The organism is Halomonas sp. 111, assembly GCF_052379685.1.
GTDB classification, from domain to species: Bacteria; Pseudomonadota; Gammaproteobacteria; order Pseudomonadales; family Halomonadaceae; genus Vreelandella; species Vreelandella citrativorans.
This window is the reverse complement of sequence record NZ_JBQSYV010000006.1, coordinates 27,467-42,087: the sequence shown is the minus strand read 5'-3', so window position 1 is coordinate 42,087 and position 14,621 is coordinate 27,467. Positions and strand designations below refer to the sequence as shown.

Below are 14,621 nucleotides of genomic sequence, written 5' to 3'. Positions count from 1 at the left end.
AGAAACAACGCAACACATGAATATCCAAGATACCACCGATGTCGCCATCATCGGCGCCGGGCCTTCCGGAGCGGCTGCAGCGGCCTGGCTTGCCCAGCGGGGTCTGGACGTGCGGGTGATTGAGCGCAGCCGCTTTCCGCGCTTTTCCATCGGCGAAAGTTTACTGCCACAGTGCATGGTCCATCTTGAAGCCTGTGGCCTGCTGGATGCCGCCAAGGCAGGCGGATTTCAAACCAAGAACGGGGCGGCCTTCACTTGGCGGGATCGCTATGCGGCCATCGATTTTCGCGACAAGTTCACGCCAGGCCCAGGCACCACGTGGCAGATCGAACGCGCTGACTTCGACCAGCGCCTGATCGAAGGCGCGCGCCAGCTGGGCGCCCAGGTTGAGTTTGACACCCGCGTTGAAGCCTTTGTCGCCGATCCCGAACGCCCCAGCCTTACGCTGGTCGATGCCAACGGTGAGCAGCGCTCGTTACACGCACGCTTTGTGCTCGACGCCAGTGGTTATGGTCGCGTCTTGGCGCGCCTCACCGGCCTTGCCCGCCCCTCGACGCTTGAATCACGCTGCGCGCTGTTTACCCATATTGACGATCACATTGATTGTTCGCGTTACGACCGCGAGAAGATCCTGATCGGTTTACACCCTGAGCATCCCGGCATCTGGTACTGGCTGATTCCCTTCACGAATGGGCGGGCATCGGTTGGCGTAGTAGGTGACCGGGCAACACTGGAAGCTGCAGGTATCAATGATGAGGAGCGCCTCTGGCACTTCATACGTGCCGAACCGATGCTCGCCGAACTACTGGTCAATGCGAACGCCGTTCGCGCGGTTAGCCGCTTAGAGGGTTATTCAGCAGATGTCGAGCAACTGCACGGCCCCGGTTTTGCCCTACTGGGTAACGCGGGCGAATTTCTTGATCCGGTCTTCTCTTCAGGGGTCACCATTGCCCTGGATTCGGCCCTGCGTGCCGCCCCGCTGGTCGAGCGCCAGCTCGCCGGTGAGCACGTCGATTGGAATAGCCAGTTTGAACAGCCCCTACGACGCGGCGTTGCCACCTTCCGTGAATTCGTGGAGGCCTGGTACGATGGCCGCCTACCGCGCATCATCTTCAATGACCAACAGACACCGCGCATACGCACCATGATCAGCTCAGTGCTCGCCGGCTACGCCTGGGATGAAGAAAACCCGTTCGTTGCCGCCAGCCGTCGGCGGTTAGACAGTCTGGCAGAGGCCTGTACCGATATGCGCTGCGATACCGCAGGGAAGGAAAAATGACCACCACGTTGTTTCGCTTCGCATGTCAGGCAGGACTGCTCAGCGCCCTGCTTCTGCTGTTCGGCTGTGCCGGGCGGCCGGTGGCGACCGTACCCAGCCTCGCGACACTACCGGCGATGGAAACGCAGCGGCAGCGCCTGACGTTTGAACATAATGACCAGCGCCATGAGATGATTGGCGTTCTGCGCCACGACGACAAGACGTTGCGCCTGGTCATACTAAGCCCTCAAGGCCAGCGCCTGCTGACTCTGATACACGACGATAGCGGCAGCCGCTTTCTACAGGATGCCGCCTTTGAGCCGCCCTTTACCGCTGAGTGGCTGGCCAGCCGTTTGAGCTGGAACCTGTGGCCCGCACCGGCTATTGAACAAGCCTTTGGGGCCAACGCCTGGTCAATCCAGGAGGATGAGACGGGCCGCACGATGCGCTATCGACAGCGTATCGTGGCGCGGATCAGCGGTAACTCGGCATGCACGTTAATTGACGACGTTGAGGCAGGCTACCGCCTGTATATCATGCCCCTTAGTGACACCGACCAGACAACCGCCCCATGCTTAACCCCTTGATAGCGTCTCAGATGCCTCCTTGTCGCCTCCTGCCACCGGCCCTGGTCTGTTCGATCGGTGACGACCTGGCCACCATAGCCGACGCCCTGTTTACTGGCCGTCGTGGGCTTGAGTATGACGACGTGTTTACCCCCGGCCGGCCTTTACCGTTAGGCCGAGTCACGACCTCCCTGCCCGATGCCCAGGCGCTACCGCCAGCACACCGTTCGCGCAATAACCAGCTGCTGGCCGCTGCCCTGGAGCAGTTGGCACCGACGCTTGAGGCTTTTCGCAAGCGGCACCCCCAGCCGCGTATCGGCGTGGTGCTCGGCACCAGTACCTCCGGCATCGGCGAAACCGAAACGGCGCTGGCTGAGCGTCAGCACGAAGGCCACTGGCCCGACGACTTTCATTACCAGCGCCATGAAATTGGCTCACCAGCCCGCTTTGTTGCCGAGTGGCTCGGCCTGGACGGACCAACCTACACGCTCTCTACCGCCTGTACGTCGAGTGCGCGCGCCCTGGCAAGCGCCAAACGCCTGCTGGCGAGCGGTATGTGCGATGCGGTCATCGCCGGTGGGGCTGACAGTCTTTGTGGGTTAACCGTCAACGGGTTTGCCTCGCTTGAGGCGCTTAGCGACCGTCCTTCTCAGCCCTTCTCAGCCGAGCGCGACGGTATCAACCTTGGAGAAGCCGCCGCACTGTTTCTGGTAACGGCAGAAACCGGCGGCATTCAGCTCAGTGGTTATGGTGAAAGCAGCGACGCTTACCATATTTCCGCCCCTCGGCCAGATGGCCAGGGGGCCATTCAAGCGATGCAAGCCGCGCTTGCCATGGCGCAGCTGCCCGCCACGGCCATTGATTATCTCAACCTGCACGGCACCGCCACGCGCCAGAACGACAGCATGGAAGCCAAGGCAGTCGCAACGCTTTTCGGCAATACGCTACCGTGCAGTTCAACGAAGGCCCTGACCGGGCATACGCTAGGCGCCTGCGGCGCGCTCGAAGCGGCGTTCTGCTGGCTGACGCTCAATGAGGGACGCCTGCCGCCCCAGGTTCACGATAGTGACGTCGACCCAGAACTTCCGTTACTGAATTACGCCAAGGCGACGACTCATCACGGCCGTCGCGCGATCAGCAATGCCTTCGCGTTTGGGGGTAATAACATCGCCTTGTTGCTGGAACGTTTCAATGAATGATTCACTTATCCCCGCACGGCTTGACCTGCCCTGCGATATCGCGCCGTACGTGCCGCACCGCCTGGGCATGTGCCTTCTGGATACGCTACTGGCCGTGGGTGACGAACACCTACATGCCCGCGTCGTACCCCAGCCCGACGACCTGTTTGCCACACCAGACGGCATTCCCGGCTGGGTCGGGTTAGAGTGGCTTGCCCAGGCCGTTGCCGCGTGGGCGGGTGTGCAGTCCGTGACGTCAGGCGATACGCCGAAAATTGGCTTTCTACTCGGCACGCGCCGTTATCAGTGCCAACAGCCGTTTTTTCACTTCGACCAGCCGATACGCATCGAAGTGGAACTCGATTTTCGGGCAGATAATGGCCTGGGCGCGTTTCAGGGGCGCTTGCTAGATGCTCAGCAACAGCTGATCGCTAACGCCACACTCAACGTGTTCCAGCCCGATACGCAACAGGCGCTGGAAATGATGCAACAAGGAAAAACTCAATGACGAATACCATCCTGGTTACCGGTTCAAGCCGCGGTATCGGCCAAGCCATCGCCTTACGCCTGGCGCGGGATGGCTTCGATATCGTCGTACATTGCCGTCAGCGTCAGGCAGAGGCAAAAGCCGTCGCAAACCAGATTCGTGATATGGGCCGCAACGCCCGCGTGCTGTGCTTTGATGTTGCCGACAGGGCCGCGGCGCAGCAGGCGCTGGACGCCGATATCGAAGCGCATGGCGCCTACTACGGTGTTGTTTGCAATGCGGGCATTACCGCCGACGCCGCCTTCCCCGCGCTCTCTGATGAGGATTGGGACAGCGTGATCCACACCAATCTCGACGGTTTCTATAACGTTGTGAAGCCCCTCGTCATGCCGATGATTCGCCGCCGGGCGCCCGGCCGCATCGTCGTGATGTCCTCGGTTTCAGGCATGATGGGCAACCGTGGTCAGGTCAACTATAGCGCTGCCAAGGCCGGGCTGATCGGTGCCATGAAAGCCTTGGCCGTGGAACTGGCGAAACGCCGCATTACGGTCAACTGCGTTGCCCCAGGCTTGATCGACACCGACATGACCGATGACCTGGTTACCGAGGAAGCGCTCAAGTTGATTCCCATGCAACGCACCGGTACCAGCGAAGAAGTCGCAGCCACGGTGGGCTTTTTATGTTCAGCCGATGCCGGCTATATCACTCGGCAAGTATTCGCCGTCAACGGAGGGATGTGCTGATGGCAAGTAATGTACAACGCCAGGACGGGCTGGGGCGCCGTGTGGTAGTGACCGGCATGGCCGGTTTCTCGCCGATCGGCAACGACTGGCCAAGCATCAAGGCTCGCCTTGAGCGTTTGCAAAACGGCGTTATCCACATGGATGACTGGGAAAGTTATGACGGCCTCAATACGCGCCTTGGGGCGCCCGTACGCGACGTTACCTTGCCTGCGCATTATCATCGCCGGGCGCTGCGCAGCATGGGCCGCGGCGCGCAGATGGCCACGCGTGCCAGTGAGCTGGCGCTGGAAGATGCAGGCCTGCTGGATACGCCGCTCTTAGGCAGTGGCCAGATGGGGATCGCGTACGGCGCCTCCGCTGGGGAGCCCGACGCCATTGCCGACTTTGGCAACATGTTGATCAATAAGTCGACCGATGGCCTGAACGCCAACTCCTATATTCGTATGATGGCCCACACCGCACCGGTCAATATCGGCGTTTTTCTCGGGGTACGCGGGCGGATCTATACCACCTCAAGTGCCTGCACGTCAGGTAGCCAAGGCATTGGCTATGCTTATGAAGCCATTCGCTTTGGACGCCAAACCGCCATGATTGCCGGTGGTTGCGAGGAGCTTTCGGCTTCCGAGGCGGCCGTCTTCGATACGCTGTTTGCGACCAGTACGCACAATGACGCGCCGCACACCTCGCCGCGCCCCTTTGACGCCGAGCGCGACGGTCTGGTGATCGGAGAAGGGGCAGGCACGCTGATCCTTGAGGAACTGGAGCACGCCCAGGCACGGGGAGCCACCATTCACGCAGAGCTTTTGGGCTTTGGTACCAACAGCGATGGCCGCCACGTTACCCAACCGGATGCCAGCATGATGGAGCAGGCGATTCGCCAGGCACTGGAGGATGCAAATTTGCAGCCCGAGCAGATTGGTTATGTCAGCGCCCACGGCACGGCCACCGAGCGGGGCGATATTGCCGAGAGTCATGCGACACACGCGGTGTTCGGCTCAAACCTGCCCATTAGCGCTTTTAAAAGCTTCACCGGCCACACGCTGGGCGCCTGCGGTGCGCTGGAAGCCTGGGTCGCCATCAAGATGATGCAGGAAGGCTGGTTCCACGGCACCGCCAATCTTGACCGCCTTGATGATGCCTGTGCAGAACTCGACTACTTGAACGGCCCAGGACGGAACATTGACTGTGACTATGTCATGAGCAATAACTTCGCTTTTGGAGGCATCAACACCTCGTTGATCTTCCGCCGCTGGCCCTGATATCGCTTACGACTCAGTGCCACTCACACTACCTGCTCTCAGGTACTTAAACCCAGCAAGAAGGAACGCTAAATGAGCCGAGGAATGATGTTAATGGGGGTGCTACTAGGCGCTCTACTAGTAAGCACGACGAGCCATGCGCGCGACACGACACACATGCTCTCTATTGAGGACGCAATGAACACGCCCGATGCGAGAGCACGGCTTGATTCCAATATTCAATTTATCTTTGGCGACACCCCGCACGGCGAGATTACCGCTGAGCATGGTCCTGCCGTCACAAATAAAAAGACCAATGCTTTCAACAAGTCTGATGTAGAAGCCTGCGAGTGGGTCATGCTCTCGGCGCTTCTTAGCTTGCAAGACCGCGTCAAAGCGGAAGGCGGTAATGCGGTGGTTAACATTGAGAGTTTTTATGACCGTCAGCCGATGTCCTCGACCAGTGAGTATGAGTGCCATGCAGGGGCGCTTATGGCCGGTGTCGCGCTGCGAGGTGACGTTGTCACGCTAGCCGACTAATGACCGCGTATTTAGACATTGTGTTGGCCCAAGCCCCCGCTCACAGCAGCGGGGCTTGTTTATCGGCGCTGGGCAGAGAGCTTCTCTCCCAGCTTGCCGACGCTCGCGGCTACCACTGCCCTGTTAGCGAGTGGTCGCCTAGAGGCGGCGGTGCGCCGTGGCACCCAGCACTTCCGCCTCCGTGGAAAGCGTGCCTCGCCCACCGCGACAACCGCGTGATTGCCGGTATCGCCACGGTCCCTGTGGGCATTGATATAGAGCATGTTCGCCTGCGACATAAAAAACGCCTACCCGAGCTGGTGGCGTGCCTGCCTGAGGCCGACGTACGCCGCAAGATACATCAGTCCGCTGTACCTCTAGACGCCTTTTACCGCGCATGGACACTCCACGAAGCGCTGTTCAAGCTGGATAGCCTGTCCGGCACTCCTTCAAGCCATGTATTGAGCACCCGTCTTGAGCGGCTAGCCCCTAGGGGCAATGTTCATGCCTGGCAATGGCAGCAGCAAGGCTGGACCATCAGCCTCTGTGCACACGCAAGTTCGCTTGAAATTCGCAGTCTCCCCAACCTCTCTTTTATGCAACTCGACTAACACTCGCCAACGCGGGCCGCCCCCTCCCTTACTTCCTGACGTAAAATAGTAGCTTGCTAACGACAGTGCTATCATCAGTACCTTTGCCATCTCGATGTTTATCCAGGGAAGCTCACCATCAACCATTTAACCCATACCAAAGCCGTACTGCTGTTTGCCAGCACCATGACGGTGATGTCGGGCGCGATTATTGCGCCTGCTTTGCCGGGTATTAGCCGCCATTTTTCGGATCAGCCACAGGTGTTGATTCAACTGATCCTGACGCTTCCTGCGCTGATGATTACGCTGTTCAGCCCGCTAATGGGCTATCTGGCCGACCGGTTTGGGCGCAAGCCTCTACTCCTGATGATGCTGTCCATTTATGGCTTGGCGGGTGGAGCGGGCTTCTTGATTGATAGCGTGGACCTGTTGTTAGCATCACGGGCGCTGATGGGCATCGCCGTGGCCGGTATTTTAAGTATTAGTACTACGCTAGTTGGCGACTATTTTGATGGCCCCGAGCGAGTGCGTTTTTTGGGTCTGCAAAGTAGCTGCATGGCGCTCGGTGGGGTGGTGTTTATTAATCTGGGTGGGCTACTCTCCGACTGGAGTTGGCGGGGGCCTTTTCTGCTTTACCTAACCGGGGTGTTTCTACTGCCTTATGCCTGGGCGATGCTCAAGGCGCCTAAGCTTCAAAGCAATGCGCAGGCAGGCAGCGTCAACGCGCCAGTCAAGGTCGACTATATGCGCACCGGGATTGCCTATCTGGCGGGCATGCTGAGCATGATGATGTTTTACATGTTTCCGGCGCAACTGCCTTTTTTACTTTCAGAGCAGGGTGAGGTCAGCGGTTTAGCCATCGGCATTGCGCTCTCGACCGCCGCCTTTACCGCCAGCATCGTGTCGTTCTGCTATGGCTACTACAAACCCTTTTTGTCGGTCATGACGATCTATATAGCGGGCTTTGTACTGGCCGCGCTGGGCTTTATGGTGGTGGGCCTTACACAGAGTTATGCCATGGCGATTGTCGGCGCGGCCATTTCCGGGCTTGGCCTAGGCGCTTTTATGCCCAACACCACGGCCTGGCTAATGCGTATTACGCCACAGCGAGTGCGTGGCCGCGTGTTTGGTGGCTTTACCGCCACCTTCTTTCTTGGTCAGTTTATTTCGCCCATTGCGGTCGCTCCTGCGGTTACCTGGCTTGAGTCACTACGCAATGTTTATACCGGCATGGCCGTGCTCTGCTGCGTGTTGGCGGTGATACTGGTGATCCTGAGCAGGACGTTGCTACGCGCCGACAGCACGCTTTAAGCGGTAGCAACGTTTTCATGCCAAGCCGATCATCAAGAAGGCGAAAATACCAACCCAATGATGCTGACAAAGATCAGCACCGCGCCCAGCACCCGGAAAAACACGCCCGTATCGGCTTTGATGATATAGCGGTGCGCTCGCTCACCCACCAGGTGCCCGGCATACGCGCAGGGCAATAGCCATAGTTGATGGATCAGCTGTAGGTCCACACCGGCAAACACAAACGAGATCATCTTGATCACGACCAGAATGAACCACAGCACGAACATGGTATCGCGCAGCTGCTCCTTGGCGACATGTGAGGCAAACACCGCCACAATCAGTGGCGCACCAATCAGCGACGTACCGCTGACATAGCCGCCCAAGGCCAGCAGCACATAGTCGACGTACCTGTTGTTGCTTTGAAACGGCTTATTGAGCACATAGCCAATAGCGTAGACCAGCACGATGCCGAAAATGATGCTGGTCATGATAGTGGCAGGCAGCGTTAACAGGCCCACCACGCCAACCAGCTTGGGAATGATCATGATTTTCAGGGCCTTGCGTAAATAGGCCCAATCAATATTGCTCTGTGCCGACGCGTTGCCACTCTCTCGCTTTATTTGGCGGTTACCCTGCCAAGCGATCCAGCTGGAGAAGATCAGCAGATGAATGGCGATAATTGGCAGGAAAAGTAGTGGATCGTTAACCACCAAGAGTAGAAACGGCAACGCCAATACAGCGCCGCCAAACCCCAGGCTGGTTCTAACAAAACCGCTCCAGGCAAAAATCAGCCCGATCAACGCATACTGATACCACAACAAATCCGCCATTCACTTGCGTCCCTGGTTATCACGTTGGTTATCAAAATGATGATCCGCCTACCGCCCACCAGCTGGGTAACAGCGCCTGCACGCGGGTGTGGGCAAAACGATCATCCATTAATACCACAACCCCTTCATCAGAGGGGCTGCGGATCACCCGTCCGGCGGCTTGTACTACCTTGATCATCCCCGGAATGCGGTAGGTGTAGTCATCGCCCTGGCCAAATCTTGCCGTGAGGCGCGCTTTAAGGGCTTCGTTGAAAGCATTAAACGGCGGCAGCCCAAGCGTTGCGATAAACGCACCAATCAGTCGGTCGCCGGGCAGGTCGATGCCTTCAGCAAAGGCGCCGCCCAGCACCGCAAAGCCGATGCCCTGCCCACCCGGCGTAAAACGCTGCAAGAACGCTTCGCACTCGGCTTCACGCATGCCCGGCGTTTGGGCAAATGCAGGGATGTCAGGGTGCTGTTCACAAAACAGCTTAAGCGCGGCATTGAGGTAGGTGAAACTACTAAAAAATGCCAGATAGTGGCTCGGCGCCTGCTCGTACTGCTGGGCCATTTCGGCCACCATCGGCGCAAGCGACGCCTCCCGGTCGCGAAAGCGGGTCGAGATATCCCGGCGAATGCGCACTTCAAGCTGGCGGGCCACAAAGGGCGAGCACACTTCGCGCCACACCGTGTGCGCTGGCAGGCCCAGCAAATCACGGTAATAATGGGCAGGCGTTAGGGTGGCTGAGAACAGTACGGCACTATGCGCAGCGTTGAAGCGTGGCGCTAAAAAGTCTGCCGGTATCAGATTACGCAGCCCCATCAGCGCCTTCCCTCGGCCTTTTAATGTGAGATCACACAGCGAGTGATCGCCGAAATTCTCTGCCAGGCGGCAAAATGCCAGCGCCTCAAACAGCAGCTCCTGCAGCTCATAAGAGATATCTTCGGGGTGCTCGCCCAGGTGGTTGGTGATCGAGGCGGCAGCGTTCTGAAGGGCGCCCACCAGCTTATCGGGTAGCGACTCAAGCAGGTGATAGCCTTCCCGCTCAGCATCATCCGGCTTACTTTCGGCGACGTCTTTCACCACGGCCTGCCACTGCCGACCCAGGCCTGCCAATGAGCGGCTCAGGGCTTTCGGGGCGCTACGCTTAACGCGATTAAAACGCTGCTGGTCAAGCTCGGCGCTATACATGCTACGTGCCCTCTCGACCAGGTTGTGCGCTTCATCCACCAATAATCCCACTCGCCAACCATTGGCTTGTGCCAGGCCATGGAGCAACGCATGGCGATCAAACCAGTGGTTAACGTCGCCCACAATCACATCGGCCCAGCGCGCTAGTTCCTGGCCCAGGTAATAAGGGCAGACGCTGTGAGTAAGCGCTAACTTGCGCAGCGTTTCTCGGTCCCACCCGCTTTCAGACACGGCGGCCTGGCGTGCAGCGGGCAGGCGGTCATAGAAGCCCGCCGCTAACGGGCAGGCATCACCATGGCAGGCGGTTCCCGGGTATTCGCAGGCTTTTTCACGGGCAATGAGTTCCAGCACGCGCGGCGTACTGTTATCAGAATGTTCGGCGGATTGTACAGAAGAGCGAAGCTGAGCCAGGGCGTCCAACGCCAAGCGGCGCCCGGGTGTTTTCATGGTCAGAAAAGCAATCCGATCAAGCTGCTGACGAGGCATGGCGGTGAGCATGGGAAACAGCGTGGCCAGCGTTTTGCCGATCCCGGTAGGCGCCTGGGCCAGCAGACAGCGCCCGGTGCTGGCAGCCTTGTAAACATCTTCGGCAAGCTCACGCTGGCCGGGGCGAAACGTGGCATGGGGAAAGCTGAGTGTTGTTAACGCTAAATCACGCGCCTTGCGATGCGCCGCTTCCTGTTCGGCCCAGGCAATAAAGCGCTCGCACTGGGTGATAAAAAACGTCTCAAGCTCAGATGCTCGCGCTTTCTGGCTAAGCAAAGTCTCTTTTTCAGTGGCGATATCCAGATACACCAGCGTGAGCGTGACCTCCTCCAACTCGCGCGCTTTACATAACAGAGCGCCGTAGATCTTTACCTGTGCCCAGTGCAGCGCGCGCTGGTTGTCGGCCATGCGCTCAAGGCTACCGCGGTAGGTCTTGACCTCCTCCAAACGGTTTTCGTCAGGATAGTACCCATCGGCGCGTCCGGTGACGGCCAGGCTTTTGTAGCTACCGGTAAGCGGCATTTCGGCAATATAGTCATCGCCTCGGCGGCAGGCCACCAGGCGATGCCCGGCCATGCCTTCCTGAGCACTGGGCGAAGGGGTAAAGCGGTGATCCAGATCGCCCTCGCGGGCGGTGAAATCACACAGTGCACGGACGGCAATCCGGTACTCTGCGACGCTACTCATCGCGCCCCTAGTCATAACGCAGCAGGCGAGTCAGCCAGCCACTGCACGTAGCACACCGCGACTGGAATGTGATGCTGATGAAAAAACGCCAGCCAGCGGCGCTGGTTATCCTGAAGTCGGTCACCGGGGCCTTTTACCTCAATAAACCGATAGCGTGGTTCATTCGGTGGTGCGTTGGGTAAAAACTGGACCAGATCAGGCAGCCCTGCCCGGTTAGCTTTAATGTCTTGTAAAAGCCGTTCAAAACAGGCTTTCAAGTGGGCGGCGGGCAGGCACTCAAGCGCCAACGCTAAAAGCGTTTCGTCCAGCAATGGCCAGTGCACAAAGGGGGATGCCAGGCCGTGTTTTTGCTGCCAGGTGGTGTGAATCGTCTGCCGGTAGCTGCCATCCTCTAGCTGTGCCAGGCACTCATCAAACAGCCCACGCCGCCGGGCGACGAAATCTTCTCGATAAAGGTCCGCAGGCCCACTATGAAAAGGATGAAAAAACGCCCCAGGCAGCGGCGCAAAGATCGCAGGCCAGCAGAGCAGACCAAACAGGCCGGTGATTAGCGTGTTTTCTGCATAGTACACCGGCGCTTCAGGCGTGCCGACGTGTAGTCCAACAGCGCGCTCTACCGGCTGAGGGCCGGGAAGCATTAACTCCCAGCGCGTGTAGGCGGGCTCATGCACCGGCGGCTGCGCCTCCATTTTCAACTTTTTACGCAGCCGAGGCAGCAACCGAGCGAGTGCCTGAGCTTCGGTTTCATTAGGCGTAAGTCGCTGGGCATTCATCGCCAGCTCAAATGCCTCCTCATACCTACCCAACCGCTCCAATACGCGCAGCTGGCGAACGCGGGCTTCGCTGCTACCCGCTTGTGCATAAAGTAAAATGGCCTGCTCGGTTTGGCCACTGCGCTCCGCTTCGCGGCCCATCTGCAACAGCAAGCGGGCGTGTCGAGTCGCTAACCAGGCGTTAGCGGGTTTGGGCGGTAGCTCACGCTGTAGATGTTCAAGTAGTTCGCCCTCATCAAGGTGCTGCCTAAGCCTATGCAAGTCGAAGTAAGCATTCACTTCTTCCCGTTTCTGGAAGGCACGCGAGGCGGCGGTGAACGGTACCTTTTCAAACCGCTGAAGCCCCAGCTCCGTTAGCACGAACTCGGCCCAGTCCTGGCGAAGGTTGCCAAAGAACATCAGCCGTAACCGGTCGCACACGTCCATTACGTTAAGGCGCACGATGCTGTCCGACGCTTTTGGCCACCACTCGGTTAACGGTTTTATCTCGGTGAGCTGGGGCGTTAGCGTGGCCTGGAGTACCGCTTTTCCAGCAGACGCGGGCAGCCCCGCATCGCGTATAGGCGTTGCCAAGGCTGAGCGCAGCTCGGCCAAGCGCAGTTGATGAAACAGCTCATCCACACTCAGCACCGGGGCAGCATCCACCCAACCAAGCGAGGCCAAAGGTGCGAGGGCATCCGCTGTGTCGCCTATTTCCGGGTAGTTGAGTTTGTAAAGCCGGAACAGCTCGCCCTTGCGCATTACCATACGTGTAAGTAACGCCTGGGAAGAGCGCGGCAGCGTATCAAAGCGGCTTATAAAGGTGAGTTCGTCGGTATCTAGAAGGTCAGCGTGGCGCTCACCCACCCACCCCAGCACGAAGCGAAAGTTCGTCAGGTAGTAGAAGGGGTCGTCGAGCGAAGCAGTAACGGAAGTGGCAGAAGCACTGTTCATGCATCCATTGTATCAGCGCGATTTGCCCCGCGTCATGGGCTATTTCAGCCCACGCGGTGCTGCCTTAACACCTCAAGTGCGTCATCCACTTCATCATGGGAAGCGCTGGAAGACATGCTGAATTGGCGGGTGGTGCGGGGCTTCGCACTATCACCTACCAGTACGTACCATTCGGCTTCGGTGAGATAGTGCTGACACCAACGACCCAGGCCGTCGGCCACTACGTCACGGCTCTGCTCGCCACCGCGAAAGCCGTGGGCTAAGTAAAGCAGGTCCTGCCGGGCGGTGCGCGCACGGGCATTGCCGCCATGCACCTTGGAAAGCGGGCAGCGCCGGTCATAGGCCGCGTTGGTTAACGCATTAAGCCAACGCTCCAATTCATGCCCCTGAATACCGCCGTAAACTGCCACGCCTGCGCTCCCTGCCCGTTAGTGGGGGCGTTAGCCTGCCCTAATAAAGGCCAGCTGTCATCTATCTCGCGAGTTTATCTGCTCAAACCCTTGTAGCACATTGACGACGTTGACACCTATTTCTTCAACCGCATAGCCTCCCTCCATTAAAAAGGTGGTGGGTAGACCGGCTTCTGCCAAACGCTTGCCCAAGGCAATAAAGTCATCGCGCTTGAAAGTGAACGCGCTAATAGGGTCGCCTTCGAAGATATCCACGCCGAGCGATACGATCAACAGCTCGCACTCATGGGTTTTGATGGCGATAAGCGCCTGCTCCAGCGCTTGCATCCAGGTGGCTACGCTGGTGCCAGGCGCCATTGGGTAGTTGAGGTTGAAGCCCTGCCCTTCGCCCGTACCGGTTTCATCGGCGTAGCCTAGATAGTAGGGAAAGGTCACATCAGGGTCGCCATGTAGCGAAGCAAATAGAACGTCGTTACGCGCATAGAAAATCTGTTGGGTGCCGTTACCATGGTGGAAGTCGACATCCAGCACCACCACGCGGCGTCGGCCTGCATCCAGCGCGTGCTGGGCAGCTATCGCGGCATTGTTAAAGAAGCAGTAACCACCAAACTGATCAAATGCAGCGTGGTGCCCCGGCGGGCGGCACAACCCAAAGCTGGGCTCTCCCGTGGCCAAGGTATGTTCCACAGCACCCAACGCAGCGTCCTTACTCGCCATGGCCGCTTCAAAGGTGCCTTCACAAATAGAGGTTTCCGCCGCAAGCGCATAGTAGCCAAGCTGACCACTCACCGAGTGCGGAATTTTATCCTGACGCAGGGTGCGCGCTGGCCAGATATTGGGGATCGCCTCACCGCTATGCCCGGCTGCTTGCCATGCCTGCCAGCAGGTTTTAAGGAAGCTGACGTAACTGGCGTCGTGAACCGCACATGCCGGCTCTAGGCCATAGGCATCAGGAGCGCGTACTTCGAAACCGGCCTGGCGCAGTTGTTCGAGCACCAGGTCAACACGCTCGGGGCACTCAAAGGGGCTGACAAGCGCCCCGTCATGAAGCTCCGTTCGCGCCTGGCGCAAACGGCTATCCTCAGAGAAAAACGTCAGCATGTTGGCTCCTGAATAACCGGGAAAGGCGGGCAGGCTCGTATCAAAACGAGCGCTTTAGCTTTACGTTAGCTTAATCCACTTCTATCGAAAGCGGCCAGCGCGTTGCCCAATGACGTTTTTGAACAGAGGTTTGCTGTTTCAACTGATACTCTGCCCGGCTGGCGGCGGCCCTATCTTCAAACGGCTGGGCGCCCAGTAGAGCAACCGGTGGGTTAGCACGGGTATAACGCGCCCCTTTGCCCGCACAGTGGGCGCGATAGCGTTTGGCGATATTGTTGGTGATGCCCACATAAGTACCGCGTCGACACTCTAATAAGTAAACATACCAAGGGGTTGAGGGTAACGACATCCCAGCTCC

At 58.5% G+C, this 14,621-nt stretch carries 15 protein-coding genes; 9 read left to right on the top strand and 6 right to left on the bottom strand.

Annotated elements, in window-relative coordinates:
• Positions 1-16 precede the first annotated feature (16 nt).
• The 9 genes from ACT3T7_RS06065 (at position 17) to ACT3T7_RS06025 (ending at position 7,890) form a co-directional block, all read left to right on the top strand.
• Positions 17-1,279, top strand: coding sequence for an NAD(P)/FAD-dependent oxidoreductase (locus ACT3T7_RS06065; protein ID WP_444630368.1), 1,263 nt, complete (start codon positions 17-19; stop codon positions 1,277-1,279).
• Positions 1,276-1,845 carry a DUF3261 domain-containing protein gene (locus ACT3T7_RS06060; RefSeq protein WP_444630367.1) on the top strand — a complete coding sequence of 190 codons (570 nt, stop codon included), beginning with the start codon at positions 1,276-1,278 and terminating at the stop codon, positions 1,843-1,845. Before ACT3T7_RS06065 ends, ACT3T7_RS06060 begins: the two co-directional genes overlap by 4 nt.
• Positions 1,846-1,856: 11 nt before the next feature.
• The gene (locus ACT3T7_RS06055; protein ID WP_444630366.1) at positions 1,857-3,023 is read left to right on the top strand and encodes a beta-ketoacyl-ACP synthase; all 1,167 of its coding nucleotides are present in this window, start codon (positions 1,857-1,859) and stop codon (positions 3,021-3,023) included.
• Positions 3,016-3,510 (top strand): ApeP family dehydratase, encoded by a 495-nt coding sequence (locus ACT3T7_RS06050; RefSeq protein WP_193084796.1) that lies wholly within the window; start codon positions 3,016-3,018, stop codon positions 3,508-3,510. Before ACT3T7_RS06055 ends, ACT3T7_RS06050 begins: the two co-directional genes overlap by 8 nt.
• Complete coding sequence (gene fabG, locus ACT3T7_RS06045; protein WP_193056557.1) at positions 3,507-4,232, top strand: 3-oxoacyl-ACP reductase FabG; 726 nt, start codon at positions 3,507-3,509, stop codon at positions 4,230-4,232. The genes ACT3T7_RS06050 and fabG overlap by 4 nt, the downstream gene beginning before the upstream one ends.
• The gene (locus tag ACT3T7_RS06040) at positions 4,232-5,491 is read left to right on the top strand and encodes a beta-ketoacyl-ACP synthase (RefSeq protein WP_444630365.1); all 1,260 of its coding nucleotides are present in this window, start codon (positions 4,232-4,234) and stop codon (positions 5,489-5,491) included. Before fabG ends, ACT3T7_RS06040 begins: the two co-directional genes overlap by 1 nt.
• Positions 5,492-5,563: 72 nt before the next feature.
• Positions 5,564-6,010, top strand: a complete 447-nt coding sequence (locus tag ACT3T7_RS06035) for an excinuclease ATPase subunit (RefSeq protein WP_226912060.1) — start codon at positions 5,564-5,566, stop codon at positions 6,008-6,010.
• On the top strand, positions 6,010-6,600 hold the full coding sequence (locus ACT3T7_RS06030; protein WP_444630364.1) for a 4'-phosphopantetheinyl transferase superfamily protein: 591 nt from the start codon (positions 6,010-6,012) through the stop codon (positions 6,598-6,600). The genes ACT3T7_RS06035 and ACT3T7_RS06030 overlap by 1 nt, the downstream gene beginning before the upstream one ends.
• A 117-nt stretch (positions 6,601-6,717) precedes the next feature.
• Positions 6,718-7,890, top strand: coding sequence for an MFS transporter (locus ACT3T7_RS06025; RefSeq protein ID WP_444630428.1), 1,173 nt, complete (start codon positions 6,718-6,720; stop codon positions 7,888-7,890).
• A gap of 32 nt (positions 7,891-7,922) precedes the next feature.
• On the opposite strand, the gene ACT3T7_RS06020 is transcribed toward ACT3T7_RS06025, so the two are convergent.
• The 6 genes from ACT3T7_RS06020 to ACT3T7_RS05995 all read right to left on the bottom strand — a co-directional run bounded on the left by ACT3T7_RS06020 (position 7,923) and on the right by ACT3T7_RS05995 (position 14,612).
• Complete coding sequence (locus ACT3T7_RS06020) at positions 7,923-8,702, bottom strand: sulfite exporter TauE/SafE family protein (protein ID WP_172117654.1); 780 nt, start codon at positions 8,700-8,702, stop codon at positions 7,923-7,925.
• Positions 8,703-8,733: 31 nt separating this feature from the next.
• Entirely contained in the window at positions 8,734-11,046 is a 2,313-nt protein-coding gene (locus tag ACT3T7_RS06015) for an ATP-dependent DNA helicase (protein ID WP_444630363.1), read from the bottom strand.
• An 11-nt stretch (positions 11,047-11,057) separates the two neighbouring features.
• Positions 11,058-12,752 (bottom strand): VRR-NUC domain-containing protein, encoded by a 1,695-nt coding sequence (locus ACT3T7_RS06010; RefSeq protein WP_444630362.1) that lies wholly within the window; start codon positions 12,750-12,752, stop codon positions 11,058-11,060.
• Positions 12,753-12,796: 44 nt separating this feature from the next.
• Positions 12,797-13,162: a hypothetical protein gene (locus ACT3T7_RS06005; protein ID WP_444630361.1), complete on the bottom strand. Its 366-nt coding sequence runs from the start codon at positions 13,160-13,162 to the stop codon at positions 12,797-12,799.
• 57 nt (positions 13,163-13,219) lie between these two features.
• Positions 13,220-14,263 carry a histone deacetylase family protein gene (locus tag ACT3T7_RS06000; protein WP_444630360.1) on the bottom strand — a complete coding sequence of 348 codons (1,044 nt, stop codon included), beginning with the start codon at positions 14,261-14,263 and terminating at the stop codon, positions 13,220-13,222.
• Positions 14,264-14,333: 70 nt separating this feature from the next.
• Entirely contained in the window at positions 14,334-14,612 is a 279-nt protein-coding gene (locus tag ACT3T7_RS05995) for a GIY-YIG nuclease family protein (RefSeq protein ID WP_087108829.1), read from the bottom strand.
• Positions 14,613-14,621: the final 9 nt, after the last annotated feature.

Bases quoted from the DNA above. Each gene is read 5' to 3' on its own strand.
- ACT3T7_RS06015 (WP_444630363.1), bottom strand. From the start codon at position 11,046: ATGAGTAGCGTCGCAGAGTACCGGATTGCCGTCCGTGCACTGTGTGAT.
- ACT3T7_RS06060 (WP_444630367.1), top strand. From the start codon at position 1,276: ATGACCACCACGTTGTTTCGCTTCGCATGTCAGGCAGGACTGCTCAGC.
- ACT3T7_RS06050 (WP_193084796.1), top strand. From the start codon at position 3,016: ATGAATGATTCACTTATCCCCGCACGGCTTGACCTGCCCTGCGATATC.
- fabG (WP_193056557.1), top strand. From the start codon at position 3,507: ATGACGAATACCATCCTGGTTACCGGTTCAAGCCGCGGTATCGGCCAA.
- ACT3T7_RS06055 (WP_444630366.1), top strand. From the start codon at position 1,857: ATGCCTCCTTGTCGCCTCCTGCCACCGGCCCTGGTCTGTTCGATCGGT.
- ACT3T7_RS06035 (WP_226912060.1), top strand. From the start codon at position 5,564: ATGAGCCGAGGAATGATGTTAATGGGGGTGCTACTAGGCGCTCTACTA.
- ACT3T7_RS06065 (WP_444630368.1), top strand. From the start codon at position 17: ATGAATATCCAAGATACCACCGATGTCGCCATCATCGGCGCCGGGCCT.
- ACT3T7_RS06040 (WP_444630365.1), top strand. From the start codon at position 4,232: ATGGCAAGTAATGTACAACGCCAGGACGGGCTGGGGCGCCGTGTGGTA.
- ACT3T7_RS06010 (WP_444630362.1), bottom strand. From the start codon at position 12,752: ATGAACAGTGCTTCTGCCACTTCCGTTACTGCTTCGCTCGACGACCCC.
- ACT3T7_RS06000 (WP_444630360.1), bottom strand. From the start codon at position 14,263: ATGCTGACGTTTTTCTCTGAGGATAGCCGTTTGCGCCAGGCGCGAACG.
- ACT3T7_RS06030 (WP_444630364.1), top strand. From the start codon at position 6,010: ATGACCGCGTATTTAGACATTGTGTTGGCCCAAGCCCCCGCTCACAGC.
- ACT3T7_RS06020 (WP_172117654.1), bottom strand. From the start codon at position 8,702: ATGGCGGATTTGTTGTGGTATCAGTATGCGTTGATCGGGCTGATTTTT.
- ACT3T7_RS05995 (WP_087108829.1), bottom strand. From the start codon at position 14,612: ATGTCGTTACCCTCAACCCCTTGGTATGTTTACTTATTAGAGTGTCGA.